The 23340-nt window shown below is 67.7% G+C and carries 18 protein-coding genes and 1 tRNA gene; 11 read left to right on the top strand and 8 right to left on the bottom strand.

Translation table 11 applies throughout. From position 1 onward, the window contains the following. Positions 1–329 precede the first annotated feature (329 nt). A complete protein-coding gene (locus GBRO_RS09845; RefSeq protein WP_012833804.1) occupies positions 330–752 on the top strand; it encodes an HIT family protein in 423 nt (140 codons plus the stop codon). 7 nt (positions 753–759) lie between these two features. Further along, positions 760–1554: an SIR2 family NAD-dependent protein deacylase gene (locus GBRO_RS09840; protein WP_012833803.1), complete on the top strand. Its 795-nt coding sequence runs from the start codon at positions 760–762 to the stop codon at positions 1552–1554. A gap of 58 nt (positions 1555–1612) precedes the next feature. On the opposite strand, the gene GBRO_RS09835 is transcribed toward GBRO_RS09840, so the two are convergent. From GBRO_RS09835 to GBRO_RS09825, 3 genes are all read right to left on the bottom strand, one after another. Further along, positions 1613–5776 carry an AAA domain-containing protein gene (locus tag GBRO_RS09835; RefSeq protein ID WP_012833802.1) on the bottom strand — a complete coding sequence of 1388 codons (4164 nt, stop codon included), beginning with the start codon at positions 5774–5776 and terminating at the stop codon, positions 1613–1615. A gap of 115 nt (positions 5777–5891) precedes the next feature. Then, entirely contained in the window at positions 5892–6224 is a 333-nt protein-coding gene (locus GBRO_RS09830; RefSeq protein ID WP_012833801.1) for a rhodanese-like domain-containing protein, read from the bottom strand. Positions 6225–6409: 185 nt separating this feature from the next. Continuing rightward, positions 6410–8203 carry a DEAD/DEAH box helicase gene (locus GBRO_RS09825; RefSeq protein ID WP_012833800.1) on the bottom strand — a complete coding sequence of 598 codons (1794 nt, stop codon included), beginning with the start codon at positions 8201–8203 and terminating at the stop codon, positions 6410–6412. 211 nt (positions 8204–8414) lie between these two features. On the opposite strand from GBRO_RS09825, the gene GBRO_RS09820 reads away from it, so the two are divergent. The 3 genes from GBRO_RS09820 (at position 8415) to GBRO_RS09810 (ending at position 12736) form a co-directional block, all read left to right on the top strand. Next, a complete protein-coding gene (locus GBRO_RS09820) occupies positions 8415–10202 on the top strand; it encodes an AMP-dependent synthetase/ligase (protein WP_012833799.1) in 1788 nt (595 codons plus the stop codon). A gap of 81 nt (positions 10203–10283) precedes the next feature. Then, on the top strand, positions 10284–11567 hold the full coding sequence (gene opgC / locus GBRO_RS09815; protein WP_012833798.1) for an OpgC domain-containing protein: 1284 nt from the start codon (positions 10284–10286) through the stop codon (positions 11565–11567). Then, on the top strand, positions 11564–12736 hold the full coding sequence (locus tag GBRO_RS09810) for a trans-sulfuration enzyme family protein (protein WP_012833797.1): 1173 nt from the start codon (positions 11564–11566) through the stop codon (positions 12734–12736). The genes opgC and GBRO_RS09810 overlap by 4 nt, the downstream gene beginning before the upstream one ends. A gap of 79 nt (positions 12737–12815) precedes the next feature. On the opposite strand, the gene GBRO_RS09805 is transcribed toward GBRO_RS09810, so the two are convergent. Further along, positions 12816–14360 carry a DUF7782 domain-containing protein gene (locus GBRO_RS09805; RefSeq protein ID WP_012833796.1) on the bottom strand — a complete coding sequence of 515 codons (1545 nt, stop codon included), beginning with the start codon at positions 14358–14360 and terminating at the stop codon, positions 12816–12818. A 39-nt stretch (positions 14361–14399) separates the two neighbouring features. Beyond that, positions 14400–15440 (bottom strand): LacI family DNA-binding transcriptional regulator, encoded by a 1041-nt coding sequence (locus GBRO_RS09800; RefSeq protein WP_012833795.1) that lies wholly within the window; start codon positions 15438–15440, stop codon positions 14400–14402. Between the two features lie 124 nt (positions 15441–15564). Between GBRO_RS09800 and GBRO_RS09795 the strand changes: the two genes are divergently transcribed. From GBRO_RS09795 to GBRO_RS09775, 5 genes are all read left to right on the top strand, one after another. Then, positions 15565–16788, top strand: a complete 1224-nt coding sequence (locus tag GBRO_RS09795) for a Gfo/Idh/MocA family protein (protein ID WP_012833794.1) — start codon at positions 15565–15567, stop codon at positions 16786–16788. Continuing rightward, on the top strand, positions 16785–17810 hold the full coding sequence (locus GBRO_RS09790; protein WP_012833793.1) for a Gfo/Idh/MocA family protein: 1026 nt from the start codon (positions 16785–16787) through the stop codon (positions 17808–17810). The genes GBRO_RS09795 and GBRO_RS09790 overlap by 4 nt, the downstream gene beginning before the upstream one ends. Positions 17811–17840: 30 nt before the next feature. Beyond that, positions 17841–18746, top strand: coding sequence for a sugar phosphate isomerase/epimerase family protein (locus tag GBRO_RS09785; RefSeq protein WP_012833792.1), 906 nt, complete (start codon positions 17841–17843; stop codon positions 18744–18746). Positions 18747–18760: 14 nt separating this feature from the next. Next, positions 18761–19636: a sugar phosphate isomerase/epimerase family protein gene (locus tag GBRO_RS09780; protein WP_012833791.1), complete on the top strand. Its 876-nt coding sequence runs from the start codon at positions 18761–18763 to the stop codon at positions 19634–19636. A 634-nt stretch (positions 19637–20270) separates the two neighbouring features. Further along, a complete protein-coding gene (locus tag GBRO_RS09775; RefSeq protein WP_227892871.1) occupies positions 20271–21566 on the top strand; it encodes a hypothetical protein in 1296 nt (431 codons plus the stop codon). A 24-nt stretch (positions 21567–21590) separates the two neighbouring features. Here GBRO_RS09775 and GBRO_RS09770 read toward each other — a convergent pair whose 3' ends face one another. Together GBRO_RS09770 and GBRO_RS09765 are read right to left on the bottom strand one after the other, a co-directional pair. Next, the gene (locus tag GBRO_RS09770; RefSeq protein WP_012833789.1) at positions 21591–22040 is read right to left on the bottom strand and encodes a hypothetical protein; all 450 of its coding nucleotides are present in this window, start codon (positions 22038–22040) and stop codon (positions 21591–21593) included. Positions 22041–22212: 172 nt separating this feature from the next. Continuing rightward, positions 22213–22575 carry a cupin domain-containing protein gene (locus GBRO_RS09765; protein ID WP_147290645.1) on the bottom strand — a complete coding sequence of 121 codons (363 nt, stop codon included), beginning with the start codon at positions 22573–22575 and terminating at the stop codon, positions 22213–22215. A 187-nt stretch (positions 22576–22762) separates the two neighbouring features. On the opposite strand from GBRO_RS09765, the gene GBRO_RS09760 reads away from it, so the two are divergent. Next, complete coding sequence (locus GBRO_RS09760) at positions 22763–23242, top strand: hypothetical protein (RefSeq protein ID WP_012833788.1); 480 nt, start codon at positions 22763–22765, stop codon at positions 23240–23242. Positions 23243–23256: 14 nt separating this feature from the next. Here the strand turns inward: GBRO_RS09760 and GBRO_RS09755 are convergent. Further along, positions 23257–23338: transfer RNA gene (locus GBRO_RS09755), tRNA-Leu, on the bottom strand. Between the last annotated feature and the right edge of the window lie 2 nt (positions 23339–23340).

The raw sequence follows: 23340 nt of genomic DNA, 5'->3' as shown, positions 1-23340 counted from the left end.
TGTCTTTCAACAACATTGACGTACTTCAACTCACCTGCGAGTCATCGTCGGCGTGAACGTGAGTCCAATGATGACACACGAAAGTGAGGGATTCCTCATGTTTGTCGGTGACCGCCGGGTATACCCACCGGTAACCGCGCGAGTAACTTCGGACCCCCGCGACCCGGGTCGGCGAGCCCCGCTGATCACCACTGTTCACACCCCGTTTCAGGGGCAAAACCGCAGGCCGAGCGCCCGCTCGGTCGACCGTTATCAAATCGTGATGTGATCTGACGCACCCCGCGCGTGGTGCCGATTCACACCGTCGCGGGCGCCACTAGATTCGGGTGATGGACAGCTGTGTTTTCTGCGCCATCGTCGCGGGCACCTCGCCCGCCCGGATCATCTACTCCGACGACGATGTGCTGGGCTTTCTCGACATCCGGCCGATCACCCGGGGCCACACACTGCTCGTACCCCGGGTGCATTCGACCGGTCTCGCCGATCTCGACCCGGCACTCGGCTCGGCCCTGTTCCACGCCGGCCAGCGGATCGCCGCCGCGATGCGGTCGGGCTCGCTGGCCGCCGACGGCGTCAATCTCGCCCTCAACGACGGCCGCGCGGCATTCCAGACCGTCTTCCACACGCACCTGCACGTCATCCCGCGACACGACGGCGACAAGCTCAGCTTCGCCAAGGGGCTCATCCTGCGCCGCGACGCGCATCCCGACGCGACCGCAGCTGCGTTGCGTGCGGCGCTCGAGTCGGCCTGATACCGCCATGGCCGACACATCCGCCCCGGAGATCCCCGATGACGTCGTCGCGCTGATCCAGGACGCCGAATGGGTCACCGTCTTCACCGGCGCGGGGATGTCGGCGGAGAGCGGCATCGCAACCTTCCGCGACGCCCGGACCGGGCTCTGGGAGAACTTCGATCCGACCGATCTCGCCACCCCGGAGGCGTGGGACCGCGATCCGGCGCTGGTGTGGGGGTGGTATTCGTGGCGTGCCCGGCAGGTGCGGGCTGCCCGGCCCAACGCCGGACACCTCGCCCTGGTCGACCTGGCCGGGCTGCGCACGGTCATGGTCGTCACCCAGAATGTCGACGATCTGCACGAGCGGGCCGGCAGCGAGGTGATCAGCCACCTGCACGGCAGTCTCTTCGCACCGCGGTGCGCGGTGTGCGGACGTCCCTACGCTCCCGGCCCGTCGCTCGACGAGGCACCCGACACCATCGGGATCGACGCGATCGGAGACGGCGGACGCATCCCCCCACCGTCCTGTTCGTTCTGCGGCGGCCTGGTCCGTCCCGGCATCGTGTGGTTCGGCGAGGCCCTGCCGGCGCAGGCCTGGGAACGTGCCGAACAGGCGTTCCGTGGCAGCGACGTGGTCCTGGTCGTCGGTACGAGCGGTATCGTCTACCCGGCGGCCGGATTACCCGAACGCGCTGCGCGCGAGGGCATCCCGGTGATCGAAGTCAACCCCGAGCCCTCCGCGCTCAGCCCGATCGCGCGACACCGGATCGCCATGACGGCCGCCACCGGCCTACCCGGACTCGTCCGTCGCCTGAGCTAGTGTCGACCGTGCGCACGAAATCGTCGACCGTGCAGCAGAACTCATCGACCGGGCAGCGTCACTCCCCTGCGCTGAGATCGATCGGCTCCCACGTCGGCGCCTGTGCCACGTCGACGGCCGGCGCCGCCCCCACCGAGCCGGGCTTGCAACCGCGAGCATCGAGAGCGGCTGTCACCGTGGCCATCACACGATCGGCATCGAGCTCGAACTCCGAGGCCCGAACGCGCGCGAATTCCCAACCGCACCGGCGCAATTCACGCTCGCGCTCGAGATCCGAACGCGCCTGCCGGCCCGTGCTGCGGAACTCGGAGCCGTCACATTCGACGGCCATTCGCGCGTCGGCACCCAGCACCACCAGATCGATCATCCGGTTGTTGATCACCATCTTCGGCGTGACATGATAGCCGAGGGCGGCCAGCCGGTTGAACACCCGCTGTTCGAGCAGATCGTCGAACGGTTCGACACGTTCGTCGTCGGGTACGCCGGTGGGCATCGGGGCGATCACCGGTCCGGCGTTGGCCTGCAGGTAGCCCAGCAACGAATAGCGCAGATCGCGCGGGCTCAGGTCGTCGAGGTCGACCGAGTGGAACAACCACAGCTGATCCATCGCCCGCGATGCGGCCACGTTGAATCGTCGCTGCGATTCCGCACGGGTGAGCGCGGTGACGGCCGACGGATCGGAGACGACCATCGAGCAGAAGATGACCGAACGCTCGTCGCCCTGGAAATCCGGCGGCGACCCGACTCGTATCCGACGCTCCCGCCACTGCTGGGCATCGATCCGACTGCGCAGGGCCCGCTCGAGAATGTCGACCTGCTTGGTTCCCTGCAGCGCGATGACACCGAAATCTGCTCCGTCATAAGCGGAGTCGGCAAGACAGTCCGCGACTGCGGTTGCGATGGCATTCGCCTCGGCCTCGTTGACCAGAGCCGACTTCTGACCGGTGGCCGCGCCCTCGACGCGGACCGTGCGCAGCGGATCGAGCCGGTTGGCACCGTACTGACGCACCGGGATCAGCGGTGAACCACGATAGAACTGGCGTGAGGAGTACTCGATGATCTCGGGCATGCACCGGAAATGCTCACGGAGACCGACGACGTGTCCGAATCGGCTGCGCAGCAACGAGAACAGGCTAGACCGGGGGGTGAGACCGTCCCGCAGATAGGCCGGCAGATCCGGCAGCTGCGCGTCGAGTTTGGCAAAGGCATCATCAAGCGTGGTCCCGGTCAAACCGGTGGGCGCACACTGTCGGTCGTCGCCGACGACGATGACCCGCGGCGCCAGCCAGAGCAGGAACGCGCTGGTGATGTCGGCCTGGCTGGCCTCGTCGACGATGACGACGTCGAACTGGTCCGGTCGTGGCGGCAGCGTTTCGGCCACCTGGCTGATCGACATGATCCACGCCGGGACGGCACCGGCGGCCTCGGCCATCGCAGACCGCGCCGCCGACCGAAATCGATTGGCATGCTTGCCCGATCCCTTGCCGAGATTGATCATGTGGTCGCGGTAGGACTGCAGTGCCTGGATCTGGGTCACGCTGGTTCGCTGCACCGATGCACGCCAGGCACGTGCGGCGGCGAGCTTGGTGGTGACCTGAGCCAGATCCACCTCGATGCCGTCGAGTTCGTCCTGGCACCGCGACTCCGCCTCCGGATCACTGTGTTCGAGTACCCACGTGTGCGCCCGCCGCCACGACCAGGCCGCCGACAGGTCACGACCGCGCTTGTCCCACACCGGATCATCGGCGGTCGCCACGAGTTGTGCATACAGGTCGGGGGCCTTGGCGCGCAGTCGTAGACCCAGCAGGTCGACGGCGAGTTGATCGTCGTACTCGGCGCGCGCCGCGACAAAGGCCCGCCGCGCCGAACGGATCGCATCGGCATCGGCATGTGCGAGGGCGGCCACCAGCGCATCCCCCTCGGGCGACGGACCCCGTTCCACCTCCGCCGACAACGCATATGCGCATTCGGCGAGCTCCTGTTCGGCCAGGACGGCGTCGTTGGTCGCCGCGATCAACCGGGCCTCTCCGGCGACGCGCGCCACCTCGTCGACGCTGCGGGGCCGCGGCCCACCGGGACTGATCGCCTCGAGTTCGCGGACCAGCCGGTCGCGTCCGGCCACCAGATCCGAGATCCAGGCAAGCTGATGATCAAGCCGCACGAGCTGATTGAGCTGAGCCGACCGCGAGCCCGAGGTGTCCACCGGGACGTGCAGATCGGCGAGCAGCCGGTGTGCCTGGTGCACGGCTTCGACGACGGTCAGGTGGTCGGCAACGCGACGCAGGGACCGTTCGTCGGTGGGCGGATGGCCGTCCACGGTGGCCCGGATCCCGGATTCCTCGACGGCGCGCTGTTGCGCGGAGCGGCGCAACCTGCCCCGCCACTGCCCGCCATCGCGGAGATGATCGGCCGCTGCGTCGAAGATGGCGGCGTCACCGGGTCCGGCGCCGTCCACCACCACCGTGTGCGCACCGAGATCCCGATCCCGTTGCGCCGCAGCCCCGATCACCGGTGACAGCGTCGTCACCCGCGACCACAGGTGCGCCGCCTGCCCGGCGAGCAGCCGGTCGGCCATATCGACGACGGGCGCCGGGAAGGACCCGACCTCTGCCGAGGTGACCGCGAGCTGCTCACACAGCTCCTTGATCCGGATGAGACGAGCACTGTCGACCCCGTCGAGGACCGACAGCAGCGACCCGGTTCCGGTCATCGGCTCCTGCGGTCGGCCCGCGATGCGTGCGCAGATGTGATCCATCACCACCGGATCCGGCAAGTGCTCGGCGAGATTCGGAAAACGTTGCGTCAGACGGGTGGTGGACCCACCGGTACTGCGCAGCAGGGCGACGAGCCCATCGAACTCCTCGCTGTCCAACGGAGGAACACCGCCGTCGAGTGGGCCCGGGAGCCACTCGAACCGTTCGGCGTCGGCGAGGACCTGCCGGACGATCTGCACCGCGGTGCCCTGATAGTCGCCGGCCACCCAGTCGTGCACCTCGGTCTCCGCCGCCCGCAGTTCCCAGAGCTCGCGCAGGACACGATCCCGGCGGGTCAGCGCATGGTCGCGGCGCGCGCACAGATCGTCGATCTCGGCGTCGGCGACCGGTGCGGAGAAGACGGACTTGCGTTGGGCGAGTGCCTCGACACCGCGCACCACGGCGTCGAAACCGTCCTGGCTGACATCGGCGATGGACACCGTCAGGTCACGGATGTCGGCGGGGAGCATGTCCCGCAGGACGTGCAGGGCATGTGCCTTCTCGCTGACCACCAGCACCCGCTGCCCCTTGGCGAGCAGGGCCGACATCACGTTGGCGATGGTATGGGTCTTGCCGGTGCCCGGCGGCCCCTCGACCACCACCCCGCTGTCGACGCCGAGCCGACCGAGGACATCGCGCTGTTCGACGTTGGACGCCAGCGGGAAGAGCGCATCGCGCACCAACTCGTCGGCGCCGATCGCGCCGGTCGATTCGAGCGCCGAAAGTCGTTGTGCCGCTTCGATGGGTCGCACGAGTTGCGCCAGACCCATCGGTACCGGCACGGCCGGGTCACGCAGGTTCGCCAGGATGGCGTCGTAGAACGCCAGCGCCGACGCGGTCCCGCGGGTGCGCAACACGATCGCCGGCCGCATATCCAGTGCGACCGTCACCCGATCGGCGTCGATGTCGATCCGGCTCATCCAGTCCGCCACCAGATCGGTGACCTTGGTGCCCAGCACGCTCGCCTGCTCGGACAGCGCCGTGCGTGCCTTGAGCGCACCGGACAGGTTGATACCGTCGATCGCGGCGAGGAAATGGGTGTCGTGCACCATCGGTGCCGAACCACCACCCAGACTGACGCGGATCAGCCCGTCACCGTCGCGCTCGGCGACGACGTGCTGGGTGAGCAGGTGCTCGCGAATCAGCGGGGCGGTGTCGTTCTCCGCCTCGCCGACCGTCAGGAGCGCATTGGCCACCACGAGTTCGAGCGTGTCGGGGTTCTCGTGGAGTTCGTCGACGAGGCGATCGAGCTCGTCGTAGGCACCGGATCCTTCCCGAGCCTCGACGATCACCTGACCCGGCGCCGCCGAGGTCCGCGGACTCAGAGGTGTCGACGCTCCGATCCAGACGACGCCGGGCTGTGCGTCGACGTCGGCGATGGACTCGGTGCGCGAGCGGACGAGCTCACGCAGGAACCCCACCAAGCGGGTGACCTGGTCGCGGATCTCGTCGTGCGCACCGTCCTGCATGTGTCGACCTCCTGCGTCTGCGCGGCTCCGGCGGGACCCCAAAGCTACCAAGCCGCCGGTCAGGTGCGCGGGACTCGTCGACTCGCCACGGCGGGTGACTCGAGCAGGCGGTGGCTCAGACGGTCGGGTTGGAGCGCAGCGCCGGATATCCGCCGTCGACGTAACGGACGTTGGTGTAGCCGAGGTCGGCGATCTGTTCGGCGATCCGGGGTGCCTGCGAACGCACGGAGACCACCGCGATCTCGGTGTCGCGGTCGCGCACCACCGGGAAGGTGCCCGACGGCGTGGGCGTGAATCGAGCCGGTACATCACCCGGCTCCACCACGACCGCACCGGGCAGGCTGCCCTGATGTCGCATGACCTGGGGGCGTGCATCCACCATCACGGCCTCGCCGTGACGACTGTGGTCGATGGCCTCGGCGGCTGAGATCGAATTCACCACTGACACTGGTGACTCACCATTTCCTGTAACTCGTGTGTGTTTCTCGCGCTGGCGATTACAGCGTCTCTTCGGTACGTCGCTGCCCCACCTCAAAAGGTTACGGAAATATCTCGATCTGACAAGTTGCGTCCCACTGGTGCGCCCCCGCAACCGATCAGAACCCCAGCCAGGGGGCAGCCGACGCGTGGCACTCAGTGATTGCCGCGACCACGCCCGGCGACTCGCGGGTTCCCGCGCTTGCCCCAGCCCTCGACGCGTTTGCCGCCACCGTCGCGGCCGCCGCGGTGACCCTGTCCACCTCGTTTTGCCCCACCCCGCGCCCTCGGTGCCCCGAGATCGCGCCGGATGTCGATGGGGTTGCGGCCGATGCGGGTGTCCCGCAGCGCCGAGAGGGTCTCGTTGTCGAGGTCGTCGGGCAACTCCACCAGGCTGAAGTCGTCCCGGATGCTGATGTTGCCGAAATCACCCCGGGTCAGACCGCCCTCGTTCGCGATGGCACCCACGATGGCACCGGGCGACACCTTGTGTTTGCGGCCGACGGCGATCCGGTAGGTGGCGAAACTGCCGCCGGCCCGGCGCGGTGCACGCTCGCGGCGCGGCGGACGGTCACCCTCGGGTGGGTCCGGAGCCATCAGGAACCCGCCGTCGCGGGTCTCGAGCGCGAGTGCCGCAGCGATGTCGGCCATCGCCACGTCGTTGTCGCGGGCATAGTTCTCGATCAGCTGCCGGAACATGTCGAGGTTGTCCGACGACAGGTTCTCGGTGATCGAATCGGCGAACCGGGCCACCCGCTGGGCGTTGACGTCCTCGACGCTGGGCAGGCCGATCTCGGTGAGCGTCGACCGCGTGGCCCGCTCGATCGAGCGGAGCAGATGGCGTTCGCGCGGCGAGACGAACAGCAGCGCATTGCCGGCGCGGCCCGCCCGCCCGGTGCGTCCGATGCGGTGCACGTAGGACTCGGTGTCGTGCGGGATGTCGTAGTTGACGACGTGGGAGATGCGGTCGACGTCGAGTCCGCGGGCGGCCACGTCGGTGGCGACGAGAATGTCGATGCCACCGCTCTTGAGCTGATTGATGGTGCGTTCGCGCTGCGCTTGCGCCATGTCACCGTTGATCGCGACCGCGGAGAACCCGCGCGAACGCAGCTTCTCGGCGAGTTCCTCGGTCGCCTGCTTGGTCCGGACGAACACGATCATCGCGTCGAAGGTCTCGACCTCGAGGAAACGGGTCAGCGCATCCAGTTTGCGCTGGTGGGAGACCTGCAGATAGCGCTGGGTAATGTTCTGCGCCGTCGCCGTCTTGGACTTGACGGTGATCTCCTGCGGATCGTTCAGATAGCGCTGCGCCAGCCGGCGGATCGCACTCGGCATGGTGGCCGAGAACAAGGCGACCTGCTTGTCGTCCGGTGTCTCGGCCAGAATGCGCTCGACGTCTTCGGCGAAGCCCATGGTGAGCATCTCGTCGGCCTCGTCGAGGACGAGGAAACGCAGTTCGGAGATGTCGAGGGTGCCGCGATCGAGATGATCGATGACCCGGCCCGGGGTCCCGACGATCACCTGCGCGCCACGCCGGAGCCCGGCGAGCTGCACGCCGTAGCTCTGACCGCCGTAGATGGGCAGGACCCGCACCTCGGGCATGTGCGCCGAGTACCGGCCGAAGGCCTCGGCCACCTGCAGTGCGAGTTCACGGGTGGGCGCGAGAACCAGCGCCTGCGGTTTACGCGGACCCGATCCGTCACCCGCACCTTCCAGGCGCGACAGGATCGGGATGGCAAAGGCCGCGGTCTTGCCGGTTCCGGTCTGGGCCAACCCGACGACATCGCGACCCGCCATCAGCGGCGGGATGGTGGCGGCCTGGATCGGCGAGGGGGTCTCGTACCCGACGTCGGAGACGGCGGCCCGGACTCGGGAGTCGATGTCGAGGTCGTCGAAGGTCAAACCGTCCGGCGCATCGGGGGACGGGGAAGCGGTATCGTCGGTGCTCATGCGCGGCTGGTCTCATTCATCGGTGACAACTCTAATCCGCGCGCGGCCGGTTGGTCGCATCGCGCGCGAAGTGTCTGGTGGCCACCCACTTCGGGCCGTGTGATCCGCCCCACGGATACTGGTACTGTCAGTGCCACTCACATCCGAGGCGTCCGCACACACGAGTCGCTCGGTGTCCGTTTTGTCCAGGCTTTCGCGTCTCAGGAGTGCCATGAAGCAGGAATACGCCACCCCGTCGGATCTCACCGTGGACGACAAGGCGACCACGGTCGACGCGATCCTCCGCTACCGGTCCGAGCGGCCGACGATGCCGCTGTTCAAGCGGCAATCGGGCGGTCAGTGGGTCAATGTGACGGCCAAGCACTTCGCCGACGAGGTCGACGCGGTGGCCAAGGGACTGATCGCGTCGGGCGTCGAGGCGGGCGACCGGGTGGCCATCCTGTCCTCCACGCGCTACGAGTGGACCGTCCTGGACTACGCCATCTGGCGTGCCGGCGCCACCACCGTCGCCATCTACGAGACCTCCGCGCCCGACCAGGTGAAGTGGATTCTGGAGGACTCCGGGACCAAGCTCCTCTTCGTCGAGAATCACCCGCAGTACACCAAGCACATCCGCATCATCGACGAGGCGCCCGCGCTCGGCGAGACCCTCGTCATCGACGATCACGCGCTGGCCACCATCACCAAGCGCGGGGCCAAGCTCCCCGAGGACGAACTCGATCGTCGTCAGGCCAACGCGCTCTCGTCGGATGCGGCGACCTTGATCTACACCTCGGGGACCACCGGCCGGCCGAAGGGTGTGGTACTCACGCACGCAAACTTCCTCGCCGAGTGTGCGGCCACCCGGGATGCGGTGGGCGCCGGTCTCGCCGAAGGCAAGTCCACCCTGTTGTTCCTGCCGCTGGCACATGTCTTCGCGCGGGTGGTCGCGGTGGGGTGTGTGGAGAACGGCGTCATCCTCGGGCACACCAACGACATCCCGAACCTGATCGAGAATCTCGGCACCTTCCAGCCCCACTACGTGTTGTCGGTGCCCCGCGTGTTCGAGAAGGTGTACAACTCGGCCAAGCAGAAGGCCTACGACGGCGGTAAGGGCAAGATCTTCGATCGGGCCGCCGACACCGCCATCGAATACTCGAAGGCGATGGAGTCGGGCAACATCGGTCTGCTCCTGAAACTTCGTCACGCGCTGTTCGACCGCCTCGTCTACGGCAAGCTGCGTGCCGCACTCGGCGGGCGCTGCGAAGGCGCGATCTCCGGCGGCGCCCCGCTCGGTGCGCGCCTCGGCCACTTCTTCCGCGGCGTCGGAATCCCGGTCTACGAGGGCTACGGCCTCTCGGAGACCACCGCTGCGGTCACTGCCAACAACGACGAGCATCAGCGGGTGGGATCGGTGGGGCGTCCGGTGCCCGGTGTGACGGTCGCCATCGACGACGACGGCGAGATCCTTCTCAAGGGTCCGGTGGTGTTCGGCGGGTACTGGCGCAACGCCGAGGCCACCGCCGACGCGATCAAGGATGGCTGGTTCCACACCGGCGACATCGGCAAGCTCGAGGACGGCTACCTCTACATCACCGGACGCAAGAAGGAACTCATCGTCACCGCCGGCGGTAAGAACGTCTCCCCCGCACAGCTCGAGGATGCGATCCGCGCACATCCGATGGTCAGCCAGTGCCTGGTGGTCGGCGACAACAAGCCGTTCATCGCGTCCCTGATCACCCTTGACCCGGAAGCCGTCCCGGGCTGGCTGGAACGCAACCATCTGCCCGCCGACACCCCGCTGGCGGAGCTCGCGAAGAACGAGAAGCTCAACGCCGAGATCGACGCCGCGGTGAAGGAGGCCAACACCAAGGTCTCCAAGGCCGAGGCCATCAAGAAGTTCGCGATCCTCGACACCGACTTCACCATCGAGTCGGGCGAGCTGACGCCGACCATGAAGCTCAAGCGCAACGTGATCCACGAGTCCTATCAGCGCGCGATCGCCGATCTGTACACCTGACGGTCTGCTGGCGGCCCCGTATCCCGGACACACCCGGGGCGCGGGGCCGTCGGCGTGTCCGGGCCGACTAGGGTGTGGTCGATGAAGGAGCCGGAGACGATGCGACGCGACCTGGCGATCGACGCCACCCGCGGCCTCGCCATCTGGAGCATGATCACGGCGCATTTCGGGACCGGAACCATTCTCGCCACCCCGACGCATTCCTTTCCGTACGTGGACGGGATGTCGGTGTTCGTCATGCTGTCCGGCCTGGTGCTGGGGATGGTGTATCACCGCTGGATCGATCGGCACACGCTGATGTTCGCCTACCTCAAGCTCATCAAACGGCTCGCGGTTCTCTACCTGTGCCAGCTCACCATCGCGCTCGTGGCGGTCGCCGCGGCCATGGCCGGACATCGTTGGCTGACCGGTCTGCTCACCATCGACTCCTGGGCCGACGGTCTCCGGCTCGCCGTGACGATGCAGTATCTGCCGATCGGCGGGAACATCCTGCTGCTGTACATGATCTTGATGGCGTCGATGTTCGTGCTGCTGCCGATGCTCCGGCGCGGATGGTGGCCGGTGGTTCTGGGGGCCTCGCTCGCGCTGTACGTGTACTCGCAGTTCCACAGCCCCGACTGGTTCTACATCACCGCCCACAAAGCCGCCCCGCGGACCGAGAACTGGGCGGCGTGGCAGATCATGTTCATCCCGGCCCTCGTCGTCGGCTGGAACTGGGAACGATGGCGACTTCGCGATCACATCGACAGGTGGCTCGTCGCGATCGTTGCCGCCGCGTACGGGGTCGCCATGATCTTCCGTCATGTCATCGATACCGGCCCGCTGGCGCACCTGGAACCGCATTTCGCCGACAAACTCGACTTCGCGCCCGCCCGCGCGATCGGGGCGTGGATCGCCGTGGCCGCGATCTACGGCGTGTTCCGGCTGGTCCTGAAGTGGATGCACCGCGACTGGCTGCGCCCACTCGTGATGACCGGTGCGAGGAGTCTGGACTCCTACGTCATCCAGGCGGTCGCGCTGGTGATGGTGCCACTGCACGTGGCCCATCAGCCGTGGACCAAGAACACCGCCGCTGCGGCGGCCCTGCTCGTGTTCGGTCTGTGCTGGGGATGGGCCGAGGTCCGTCGTGCGGCGCACATCGACAAGCTCCACCGGGTCCCGATGATCCTGGCGTCGTCGATGTTCGACCGCGGGAACCCACGAGGTCGGCGCCGGCCCGCGCCGGACACCACGGGTGACCTTTCGGTGGCTCCCGACGCCCCGGTCTCCCGATCCCGGGGTCCCGAACCACACGATCCCGAACCCCGCGATCCCGACGACCCCGAGCGGTCGAGGGACCCAATGACCGCAGGAGTATCCCGATGACCGGCGATATGACCATGAGCGTGCACAGCGGCAATGACAGCAGCGGCCCGTCGGTCCGCACGCCGATCACCATGGCCAACTCATATCACCTGCCCGACAATCCCGAGACACTCGACTGGTCGGGCACCGAGCAGCTCTTCTACACCCGCAACAGCGGGGCCAATCAGGTTGCGCTGCAGACCAAGCTGGCCGCGATGGAGCACGCCGAGGACGCGGTGGTCCTGGCGTCGGGGGTCGCGGCGCTGCACGCGGTGTTCTTCACGCTGCTGCGCACCGGTGATCACGTGGTGGTCTCCGACACGACCTACGAGGCGACGTGGAAACTGTGGTCGCGACTGCTGCCGGAGAAGTACGGCATCGAGGCCACCTTCGTCGACGTCACCGATTCGGACGCGGTCCGCGCCGCTTTCCGGCCGAACACCCGGATGATGATCGTCGAGGCCATCGCCAACCCGACGACCAAGATCGCCGACATCGCCGCCCTTGCCGCCGTCACCCACGACGCCGATGCCCTGCTGGTGGTGGACTCCACCTTCACACCGCCCCCGCTCTACCGGCCACTCGCCGACGGGGCCGATCTCGTGGTGCATTCGCTGACGAAGTACATCAACGGTCACGGCGACGCGATGGGCGGCGCGATCCTCGGCCGTACCGAGTTGCTCGATCCCATCCGCGCCCAGGCGATGGTCGACGTCGGGGGTGTCATCTCGCCGTTCAACGCCTGGCTGATCGCCCGCGGCTCGATCACGCTGCCGCTGCGCCTGCGCCAGCACCAGAACACCGCCGCCACGCTGGCGCAGTTCCTCGCCGAGGACGAGCGCATCGCCTACGTCGCCTACCCCGGACTGGCGTCGCACCCGCAACATGACCTGGCGACAAGGCAATTCGGTGGGCGCGGCCACGGCGCGATGATGGCCTTCGCGGTGCGCGGCGACTCGGCCACCCAGAACCGCTTCGTCTCCCACCTGCAGATCGTCACCTCGGCGGTCTCGCTCGGACACGACGAATCACTCATCGTCCATGTGGGAACCGACGGCCCGCGCGTGGCCGCTTACCCCGACGAGTTCCGCCGCTGGGGTCACCTGCGGTTCTCGGTGGGTCTCGAAGACGCCGACGACCTCCGCGCCGACCTTTCCGCAGCACTCGACCGGACCTTCGCGGCGGGCTGAGTCTGGATCCACCGGCGCAGCCCGCAGCGCTCCCTGACCACGAATCCGCCGGGGTGACGGCGGCTCACCAGAACGTGAATCACTCTGCCTCGTAGAGGATTCCACGACCGATCGCCTCCCGCACCACCGGCAGCGCCGCTTGCGCGAGGGCATCGGCGTCGACGCCGTGGTGTCCGGCGAGGAGGTCGATGAGGACCCCCAGCGGGACCTCGCCGCGGCAGCCGGCCAGCAGCGCGCGCGACACCTCGTCGACGCCGAGCACCGCACCGGGCCCGCCCGGGCGGCGGACTGTGGCCGAAACCCGTTGCCAGCCTTCTGATCCGGGGAGCGACTGGTCCTCCAGGAAGACGGGCGCGGTGGTCAACCGGCGTCGCATGAGCTGATCGTCGGAGGTCGTTCGCAGGTACGTCCGGCGCGCCAGGAATGCCTGGGCCTCGAAGCCGGTGACCTCCTCGCCGGCACCGGTGATCTCCTCGATGACGACGTCCGGCGCGCGCCGGCCGGGCTCGTCGGGTGCGCGTAAGGTGATGACCCCCATGCCGATTGCCGATATGCCGGCCTGTTCGAAGAACGCCAGCCAGTCGGCGCCGCGACGGGCGGAATCCTCCGGCCGCTCCCCCGCGTCGGAAAGCCACAGCGAGATGTAGTCGATCGGGTCGGCGGCCTCGCGTTGCACCACCCACGCGTCGAGTCCCGTTCCGTCCAGCCAGCCGCGCACGCGGTCTCGCCAGTCGACTCCCTCGCCGATCACCCAGTTCGCGAGCAACTGAGCCGTGCCACCCGGGTTGAGGTGATCGGGAATCCCTCGGATAAGACTCTCGCACAACGCATCTCCCGCCATTCCGGAATCGCGGTAGATGTAATCGCGGTCTCCCGCCCCCACCACGAAGGGCGGGTTGGACACGATGAGATCGAAGCGCTCACCCTCGACCGGCTCGAAGAGGCTGCCCGCGCGCAGATCCCACGACATCCCGTTGATCCGGGCGGTCGCGGCCGCCAGTCGCAGGGCGCGGTCGTTGGTGTCGGTCGCGACGATCTCCGCGCAGTGGCCGTCGAGGTGCAGGGCCTGGATTCCGCATCCGGTGCCGAGGTCGAGTGCACGGCCGACCGGTTCGCGGATGATCGCGCGCGCCAACGACACCGACGCCCCACCGATACCGAGCACATGGTCGTGGGCGACCGGCCCCGACCGCATCGCCGCGTCCTGATCGGAGATCACCAGGTATTCGCGCTGATCGTCGCCATGTGGCCGGATGTCGAGCGATGCTCGCAGCAGACCGCCGGAAACCCGCTCGAGCACACCCGCACCGATCAGCGCCTGGGCTGTCAGCGACGGAAATGACTGCGCCACCAACTCTTCCGGTTCCTCCGAGCCCAGGATGAACAGGCGGATGATGGTGGCCAGCGGCGCCACGGCAGCGTCGACACCGCGGGTGAGGGCGAGAGCCGGCCACCAGACCCCGCGCCCCAGTGCCGCGTTGACATCGTCGGGCAAAAAGGCGGCGACGCCGTCCACGGAGTAGCCGGCGGATCGCAGATCCACCCCGAGAGCGTCGACGACGGCGGGGTCGGTCAAGGGAGCAGCGGACGAATGGGCAGCAGACGAGTGGGCAGCGGGGGGCACCCGCAAAGCGTACCGAGCCGGTGCCGGACGACGTCGGGTTCAGCCGGCGGCGCGCGGGGCGGACGTGGTGCGGCGGACCACCAGATCGGGTGTGTGCCGATAGGTCCGACGCGGGGCGTCGAGTCGTTCGGCGCGAGCGAGGAGCATCTTGGCCGCCTGCACCCCGACCGTGAAGTTTCCGTTGTCCACCGAGGTCAGCGAGATGTGCCGCAACTTGGCCAGCTGCGTGTCGTCGTAGCCGATCAGGGACAGGTCACCCGGCACCGAGAGCCCGCGTTCGTCGGCCGCCGACAGCGCACCCAGGCAGGCCATGTCGTTGAACGCGACGATCGCGGTCGGGGGGTCGGATGAGTCGAGTAGCCGGGCGGCCGCTGCATGGCCGCCTTCCTCGGTCATACCGGAGTAGTCCACCACCCCCACCGCACCGGCGTCGGCCACCGTGTCCTCGAACCCCTTGCGGCGCAACTCACCGACCACACCGGGCCCCTGCAGATGGGCGAGCCGCCGGTGCCCGAGCCCGAGCAGATGGGCGGTGGCCAGACGTGCGCCGACGAGGTCGTCATCCACCGCCACGTCGACGGTCGGGAGATCGGGTTCAACCGTCCCGGCGAGCACCACCGGCACCGACCGGGCAGCGCGCTCCACCGCAACCCGCGCGTCGGAGGTACCGACGACCACCAGACCGTCCACCTGGCGGGAGAGCAGCGTTTCGACGGTGTCGCGTCCCACCCGGTGATCGAGGCGGGCATCGACCAGCAGAGGAGCGATGTCCACGGCGTCGAACGTGGTCGCGAGTCCCTCCAGAAGATCGACGTACCAGGGGTTGCGCAGGTCGTTGATCACGACTCCGACGGTGCCGCTCCGGGATTGGGAGAGGCCCCGTGCGATCGAGTTGGGGCGATAGCCCAGTTCGGCCATCGCCTCGCGTACCCGGGTGCGACGCTCCTCGCTGACATTCGGCTCGTCGCGCAGCACTCGTGAGACGACCGACTTGGACACGCCGGCGTGCGCCGCGACGTCGCGGATCGTCGCCGCCCGGCGCAGGTCGTTACCGGCCGCGCGTACTTCGCTTTCTGTCACGATCGACCATCCTATTGCTCTTGTGACCTCGACCACGTACGGTGAGTGGGACCGGTCCCAGTATTGTCCCAGCCGGGCTCGTCCCACAACCCCCGGTTCTCGAGATGAAAGGCAGCATCCGACGATGACCCCAGCGAAGGTCCGCCACCGGCTGAGCGCCGGAATGGTCGGCGGTGGTGCGGGCGCCGACATCGGCAAGACCCATCGCGCGGCGATGAACCTCGACGGCACCTACGAACTCGTCGCCGGTGTCTTCGGCCGTGACCACACGGCGTCATCGCAGTTCGCGACGACACTCGGCGTGTCATCCGACCGCGTGTACCGCGACCCCGCCGAGATGGCCGCTGCCGAGGCCGCCCGGGCGGACGGCATCGACGTCGCCGTCATCGTCACCCCCAATGACAGCCACTACGCGATCGCGCGGGAGTTCCTCGCCGCGGGCATCTCGGTGGTCTGCGAGAAGCCGCTCACCCTCGATGCCGCACAGTCGCGCGAGCTGGTCGCGGTCGCCGACGCATCGGGGGCGATTCTCGCCGTGCCGCACTGCTATTCGGCCTATGCCATGGTTCGGCAGGCAGCCCGGATGGTGCGCGACGGCGATCTGGGTGCGATCCGTTTCATCGCCGTCGAGCATGCGTCCGGCTGGGCCGCGACGGCGGTGGAGACGGGCGAACATCCCGGCGCCCGGTGGCGCACCGACCCCGCGGTGGGCGGCCGGGCGAGCGTGGTCGCCGACCTCGGTACGCACGCCCTGCATCTGCTCCGCTACATCAGTGGTCTCGAACCCACCTTCGTCGCGGCACACCTCGACACGCTGGTACCCGGTCGCGCGGTCTACGACAACGCCACCGTGGGTCTCGATCTGACCGACGGCGCCCGGGCCACACTGTGGGCGTCGATGGTGGCCACCGGCAATCCGCACGGTTTGCGCATCCGCGTGTTCGGCGAGCACGCGGCGCTGGAATGGGACCACCACGATCCCGGCCGGCTGCGCGTCCGCGACCACAGCGGCACCGAGACGGTCCTCGTCGAGGGTTCGCCACGCCTGTCCGACGACGCCCTGCGCCTCTCCCGGGCCGGTCTCGGACATCCCGAGGGCTTCCTGGAGGCCTTCGCCAACTTCTACGCCGACCTCGCCGAGGCATGGACGGCCCGACGCGATGGCGTGCCGCCGCCGCGACGTGAGCTGTCCTACCCCACCGGTATCGACGGTCTGATCGGCGTGGAATTCGTCGAAGCCGTCGTGGACTCCCACTCCCGCGGTGGCGCCCGGCTACCCACCGCGTTCACCCCGGTCCCGGCCGATCCCGCCCCGTCCACTCTCGAAACCTCCGGAGTATCAGCATGATCCGTATGTCCCTGATCGGCGCCGGCTTCATCGGTTCCGTCCACGCCACCAACCTCGCGGCCCATCCGGGCGTCGAGTTCGTGGGTGTCGCCGACATCGACACCGCGCGCGCCGTCGCACTCGCCGACCGGCACGAAACCCGCGCGCTCGACGTGGCCGAAGCCCTCGACCCCGCCGTCGTCGACGCCGTGCTCATCGCGTCGTCGACCGACACCCACGCCCAACACCTGCGGGCCGCGGCCGCCGCCGGACTGGCGTGCCTGTGTGAGAAGCCGATCGACCTCGACCTGCAGCTGGCCACCGAGGTCGTGTCGGAGGTCGCGTCCGGGGTCGGCGCGAACGCCCGGCCGATGATGGTCGACTTCAACCGTCGCTTCGACCGCGACTACGCCGAGCTCGCCCGCCTGGCGGGCGACGGTGCGCTGGGCACCGTCGAACTCGTTCAGATGACCACCCGCGGCCCCGTGCTTCCCCCGTTGGACTACATCGCCGTGTCCGGCGGCCAGATGCGTGATCAGACCGTGCACTTCTTCGACCTGGCCCGCTGGATCACCGGTGAGGACCCGGAATCGGTGTACGCCACCGGAACGGTGTTCACCGACCCGCGGATGGCCGATCTCGGCGACGTCGACACCTCCGCCGTCACGCTGCGGATGCCGAGCGGCACCCTGGTGCAGATCGACAGTGTCCGCCGCACCGCCTACGGCTACGACGAGCGGATCGAGGTCCTCGGTTCCGACGGGATGGCCGAATCCGACCGTCAGCGCACCGGAGCGGTGACACGCTACGGACGTGGCCAGGTCACTCTTGACGGCCTGCACCCGGGGTGGTTCGAGCGGGTCGCCCCGACCTACCGCAGCGCCCTGGATCACTTCGTGTCCGCGGTCGCGTCCGGCACCCAGATCGGCCCGTCGCTGCACGAGGCACTCAAGGCACAGGCGATCGCCGAAGCCGCCGCCACCTCCCTGCGCACCGGCCAAGCCGAGCAGATCACCTACCCCGCACTGAACTCCGTCGGTTGAATCGGCACCACCCCTGAAAGGACACACATCATGAGCAGCATCATCGTCGGCTCCGCACCCGACTCCTGGGGCGTCTGGTTCCCCGACGACCCCCAGCAGACCCCCTACACCCGGTTCCTCGACGAGGTCTCGGCGTCGGGTTACGAGTGGATCGAGCTGGGCCCGTACGGCTATCTGCCCACCGACCCGGCCCGCCTGCTCGACGAGCTCGGTCAGCGCGGCCTGAAGCTCTCGGCCGGAACGGTTTTCGAGCATTTGCATCAGGACGACTCGTGGGATGCGGTGTGGTCGCAGATCGAGGACGTCGCCAAGCTGACCGCCGCCGTCGGCGGCAAGCACGTGGTGGTCATCCCGGAGATGTGGCGTGACCCGGCCAGCGGTGCGGTCCTCGAGGACCGCGACCTGACCGACGAGCAGTGGCGCAAGAAGACCGAGGGCATGAACGAACTCGGCAAGGCGATGTTCGAAAAGTACGGCGTGCGTGCGCAATACCATCCGCATGCGGACAGCCACGTCGACACCGAGGAGCACATCTACCGCTTCCTGGAGAACACCGACGGCGAGTTCGTGAACCTGTGCCTCGACACCGGACACGTGAGCTATTGCGGCGGAGACAATCTCGCCATCATCACCAAGCATCCTGAGCGCATCGGCTACCTGCACCTCAAGCAGGTCGACGAGGAGGTGCGTGCCAAGGTCGCCGCCGACGATCTGCCGTTCGGCGAGGCGGTCAAGCTCGGGGCGATGACCGAGCCCCCGCGCGGTATCCCGGAGATGCCGCCGCTGCTCGACGCCGTGGCCGGTCTCGACATCGACATCTTCGCCATCGTCGAACAGGACATGTACCCGTGTGCGGTGGACGCCCCGCTGCCCATCGCCCAGCGCACCCGTAAGTATCTGGGCGGCTGCGGGATTCCCGCGGTCCGCTTCAGCTGAAGGAGATCATCATCATGAAGGTCGCACTCGATCCCACGCCGTTCCACCACAGTCACTCGCTGCTCGAACTGCCCGCCGTGGTCGCCGAACTCGGCTTCGAGTACCTGCAGTTGACCCCGCACGTCGACATGATCCCGTTCTACAACCACCCCAAGGCCGACGACGCCCTGGTGGCGAAATTCCGCAAGGCATGCGCCGACGCCGGGGTCGGGATCGCCTCGGTCCTGCCGGTGCTGCGCTGGTCGGGCCCCGACGAGGACGCCCGCGAGGCCGCCGTCCGGTACTGGAAGCGTGCCATCCAGATCACCGTCGACCTGGGCGTCAACGTGATGAACACCGAGTTCTCCGGGCGCCCGGAGAAGCCGGAGGAGTCCGAGCGCGCGTTCTACCGTTCGATGGAGGAACTGCTGCCGATCATCGAGCGTGAGGGCATCGACGTCCGCATCGACCCGCACCCCGACGATTTCGTCGAAGACGGGCTGGCCGCCATTCGCGTCATCCGCGGTGTCAACTCCCCCAACATCGGCATGGTGTACGTGGCCTGTCACGGTTTCCACATGGGCGGCAACATGCGCGAGATCATGACCACGGCCGGCGACATGCTGCGCCTGGTGCATGTCGCCGACACCATGGATCACCATGCGTCGCACGGACTTCGGTACATCACCAACCCGCCGGGCAACGCCGTACGCGTCCACCAGCACCTCAAGATCGGCGATGGTGACGTCAACTGGGACGAGTTCTTCTCGACCCTGGGCGAGATCGGCTTCTACGATCGCGACGACTCCGTCATGGTCTCGAGTGTCTTCGCCGAGAACGAGAACGCCCACGAGGTGTCGCGCTATCAGCTCGCCACCATGGGCGAGTACGTGGCGAAGTATCGCAACTGAGCCTCGCACCTGACGACTCGGCGAACCATCCCCCGATGACCCCGCAACCAGCGGGGTCATCGGGCTTTCGATGCCGAGTGACACAGCCCACCGCGACGCCGTTAGGTAACAGTTACTCAGGGTAACTTTCCTTTCAGGCTGAGTCGGCCTGTCGGGCGGTCACGTCGGGGACGCATCGCGGGGCTCGGGGGGGGTAATACGAGTGAAAGTGCAGGGAGTGAGCGTGCAAGAACGCCGTCGTGGTTCGGGTCAGGCAAGAAAATGGTTTGTCCGGACCACCGCCGTGGCCACTCTTGCGCCTCTGCATGGCGACGGGCACCGCCAACGGGTCGGCGGCGGTCGTATCGCAGACGCCCTACCAGGGCATCACGTCACCGGTCTCGCACGGCAGCCAGCTCAACAAGAAGAAGCCGAAGGTCGAGACCTATCAGGAACGCATCGACCGCATCGCGCAGTCGAAACGCTCGCTGTTACGCCCGCTCGCCGAGAACGAGGGCACGGACACCACCTGCGTGAGCGGCGAGTTCACCACGCTGTCGGTGGTCTATGACTCGCTTTTCGAATCCTCTACCCGACCCTGCCGCCGAACCTCAGGGCCACGGCCAACGCTCAACGCGCCCAGGCACATCGGGACATGGAGCGTATCCATGTGTCGACGCTGGCCGTCACGGAGAATCCGATGGCGCTCGGTGCGGATCGCAACGACAACGGCACCCTGTACCGCGGCCCGATCTCGCAACTGATCGTGTCGGATCTCCTCAAGATCCGCGATGGGCGGCAGAGTGAGGCGATCGCGCTCGAGAACATCACGGTGAGCCAGGCCGTGGAGACCGCGTTCACCTACATCTTCGCCACGATCATCGCGCCGGCCCGCGTGATCACCGGGTTGATGCCGTTCCTCGGCAGCCCGTTGTCGAACACGCCGCTCTCGGCCTTCCAGGGCTACGTCACCTACAACACCCTGCTGAGCATCGTCACCCTCGGCGGTCAGATCGGTGTGCAGCGCCTCTACCAGCTGATCTCCAACACGATGATCAATCAGTGTGTGGCGCAGGTGACCGACGAGCAGATGGCCGAGGCGGGACGGCCGAGCGACTCGGTGGCCTTCGACATCCCGATCGCACCGATCATTCAAGAGACCGCCAATCAGCTCGCGCTCGCCGACGACGAGACCTGCAAGCCGATCAGCGAACTGTCACTGAGCCGCATCGTCACCCGCACCAGCGAGTACGCACAGTCGCTGGCGCAGACCGCCGCCCAGAAACGGACGATCCGCGCCGAGGCCAACCGCATCCTGAACGGCATGCGCCACACCCAGATCCCGCTGAACCTGATCCCGGCCGACCCGGCCGACTTCAGCGACGCCGAACAGATCGCCTCGGTCCTCGGCGGATTCATCCCCTACGTGGGCGGAGCGCCGCTCGACATCATCCTCGGCCTCGGCCACAACATCGGGCAGGGCGACGATCTGCGCGCCACCGTTCCACTCGCCGATCTGACAGTGACGAAGTCGATCACCGCCGTGTACTACACCTGGTACCTGTCGGTTTCGTTGTTCGCCACCGTCGGCGGTCTGCTGGAGGGCCAGGTACTCGGTTCGCCGACGGTGGGCTTCTTGTCCCCCACCCGCGTCATCGCACAGCTCGGTACGCCGCCGCTCACCTACGGACTCATCAACTACCACAACGCGGTTCGCTCGATGTGCCTGCGCGAGGACGACACCACCGGCACCGGCCGCGGTGCGGAGAACAACCGTGACCGGGCGACCAAGCCCACCTCGACATCGGCGTCCACACCGACCTCGACACCGCGTCGGAGTTCGCCGAACGCGAGTCGCTCGACCGCGCCGCGCCGGTCCGCTCAGCGGCCGGCGCCGATGGTCCCCGGACTCCCGCAGATTCCCGGTCTGACCGTCCCCACCGTCAACTGACCGGGGGTCGCATCACTGCGAGGCTCATGCACCGCAGAGGCCCGCGTTGTTGCCGCGCGGGGTGCACCAATAGATGCCGGACAGACGGTTGAACTCGAGCACGGTATGACCGCGAACCCGCTTGAGCGAGCCGTACCACTGGGTACCCCGGTGGATGCCCGTCCCGACGTAACCCTGGCTCGCGGTGCGCTTGACGTACGTCACCGAGATACCGCGCCCAGCAGGACGCCAGCGAGCATCCCAACGCTCCCAGTTGGCGGCACCCGATGCCAGGGACACCTTGGCGAATCCATTGGGATACAGGGTGATACCCCGGCCGTGCCCGGTCCAGGTGCCGACGAACCGCGATGCCGCGTCGTGCCGCCCGGGGATCTGATCGACAACGCTGGACCCCGGCGCCGTTTCGTTGTGTGGCGCCGCCGACGCTTGTCCCGGTGCCACCACCGCGGCACCGATCGCACCCGCGAACAGCATCGCCCCGATGCTCCGTCTGATCACTGAATTCCGAGTCACTTCCGCCACCTCTCGTCGGTCCATCCGCTCGGGTTTGTCCACGGTGCAGCGTAGGCGCCCGCGGGTCCCGTGGCCCCCGGTCACGAGCACATTCCTCCGTTCACCCGACGACCCTCGGCGTCGGCAGCCTCGCTCATGACGGCCGAGCGTCGAACTGGTGGAGTTGCGGCAGAGTCGTGACCACATGCGCGACGGCCGACTTCGTCACGCACCGGCGTAGATGAGGAACGTCGACGGGGTATCGCGCAAAGTCACCAGCGCCCAGGATCACTGTGTCCCCGACCGGGCCCACCTCGATCCCACCGCTGACGACGTAGAGGTGATCAAGCGCACCGGGCGACCGGTTCGCCATCACGGGATCGGCGTCGGCATCGCGGATCATCCGGATGAGCCTGCTGTTCCCGACGTCCGAGCCGAGGAACCACTCCGGCCACCACCACAGCCGACGCACGGCCTCGGGGCCAACGGACCATGCCGCTCGGCGCCGTCCGTTCATGCGAGGAGGACCAGGCCTGGCGGTTGCGCAGAGCCTCGCTCCCCGTGGCGATTTCAGCCGCGTGGGGTTTGTCGGACATTCGATGGGCGGCGGCGCCGTCCTCTACCTGGCGCAATGAGCTGTCGCACCACACTGGGGAACCTCGGCACTATGGCTGTTCCAACTCGCACCGGCGTTCGCAACCGGTGTGGGAGACGGCCCCATCACCGTGCCCCCGCACACGCGCATCGTCGTGGAGAACTACGACCACGACGACATTCTCGACACCCGCGTCGGCATCGAGGAGTTCGCGGCCTACACCGTCCCGCTTGATCAGAAGGTACATGTGCTGGTGCGCAGCGATATCCGCGGACCGCTCACGCGGCTCGACGCGACACACCTGTCCCCCAACAGCATTCTCGCTCCGAACGATGCCATCCGGTTCTACGGAATCTTCCGTACCGGCGATGCCCTGCAAAGCTGTTCTCTTACCGGTCGTGACTGCGACGCCGATCTGCGCTACCTGGGCCGGTGGAGTGATGGACGGCCCGTCCGTGCCGCGATCGTCAGCGACCACCCGGTCGACGCCGGCCCGCCGGCTGTTGCGTTCAACGCATACGGATTGCGCGGCGAATGCGAGTCGCCCCACAACCCACGGGCGTCGCGGTGCCCGGCGTCGCGGCCCTGACGAGTACCGAGCGGTGCGCGAGGGGGGACTTGAACCCCCACGTCCGTAGACACTGGAACCTAAATCCAGCGCGTCTGCCAATTCCGCCACTCGCGCAT

It is taken from the genome of Gordonia bronchialis DSM 43247 (assembly GCF_000024785.1).
GTDB classification, from domain to species: domain Bacteria; phylum Actinomycetota; class Actinomycetes; order Mycobacteriales; family Mycobacteriaceae; genus Gordonia; species Gordonia bronchialis.
The sequence above is the reverse complement of the archived record's forward strand: the minus strand, read 5'-3'. Positions and strand labels throughout refer to the sequence as shown.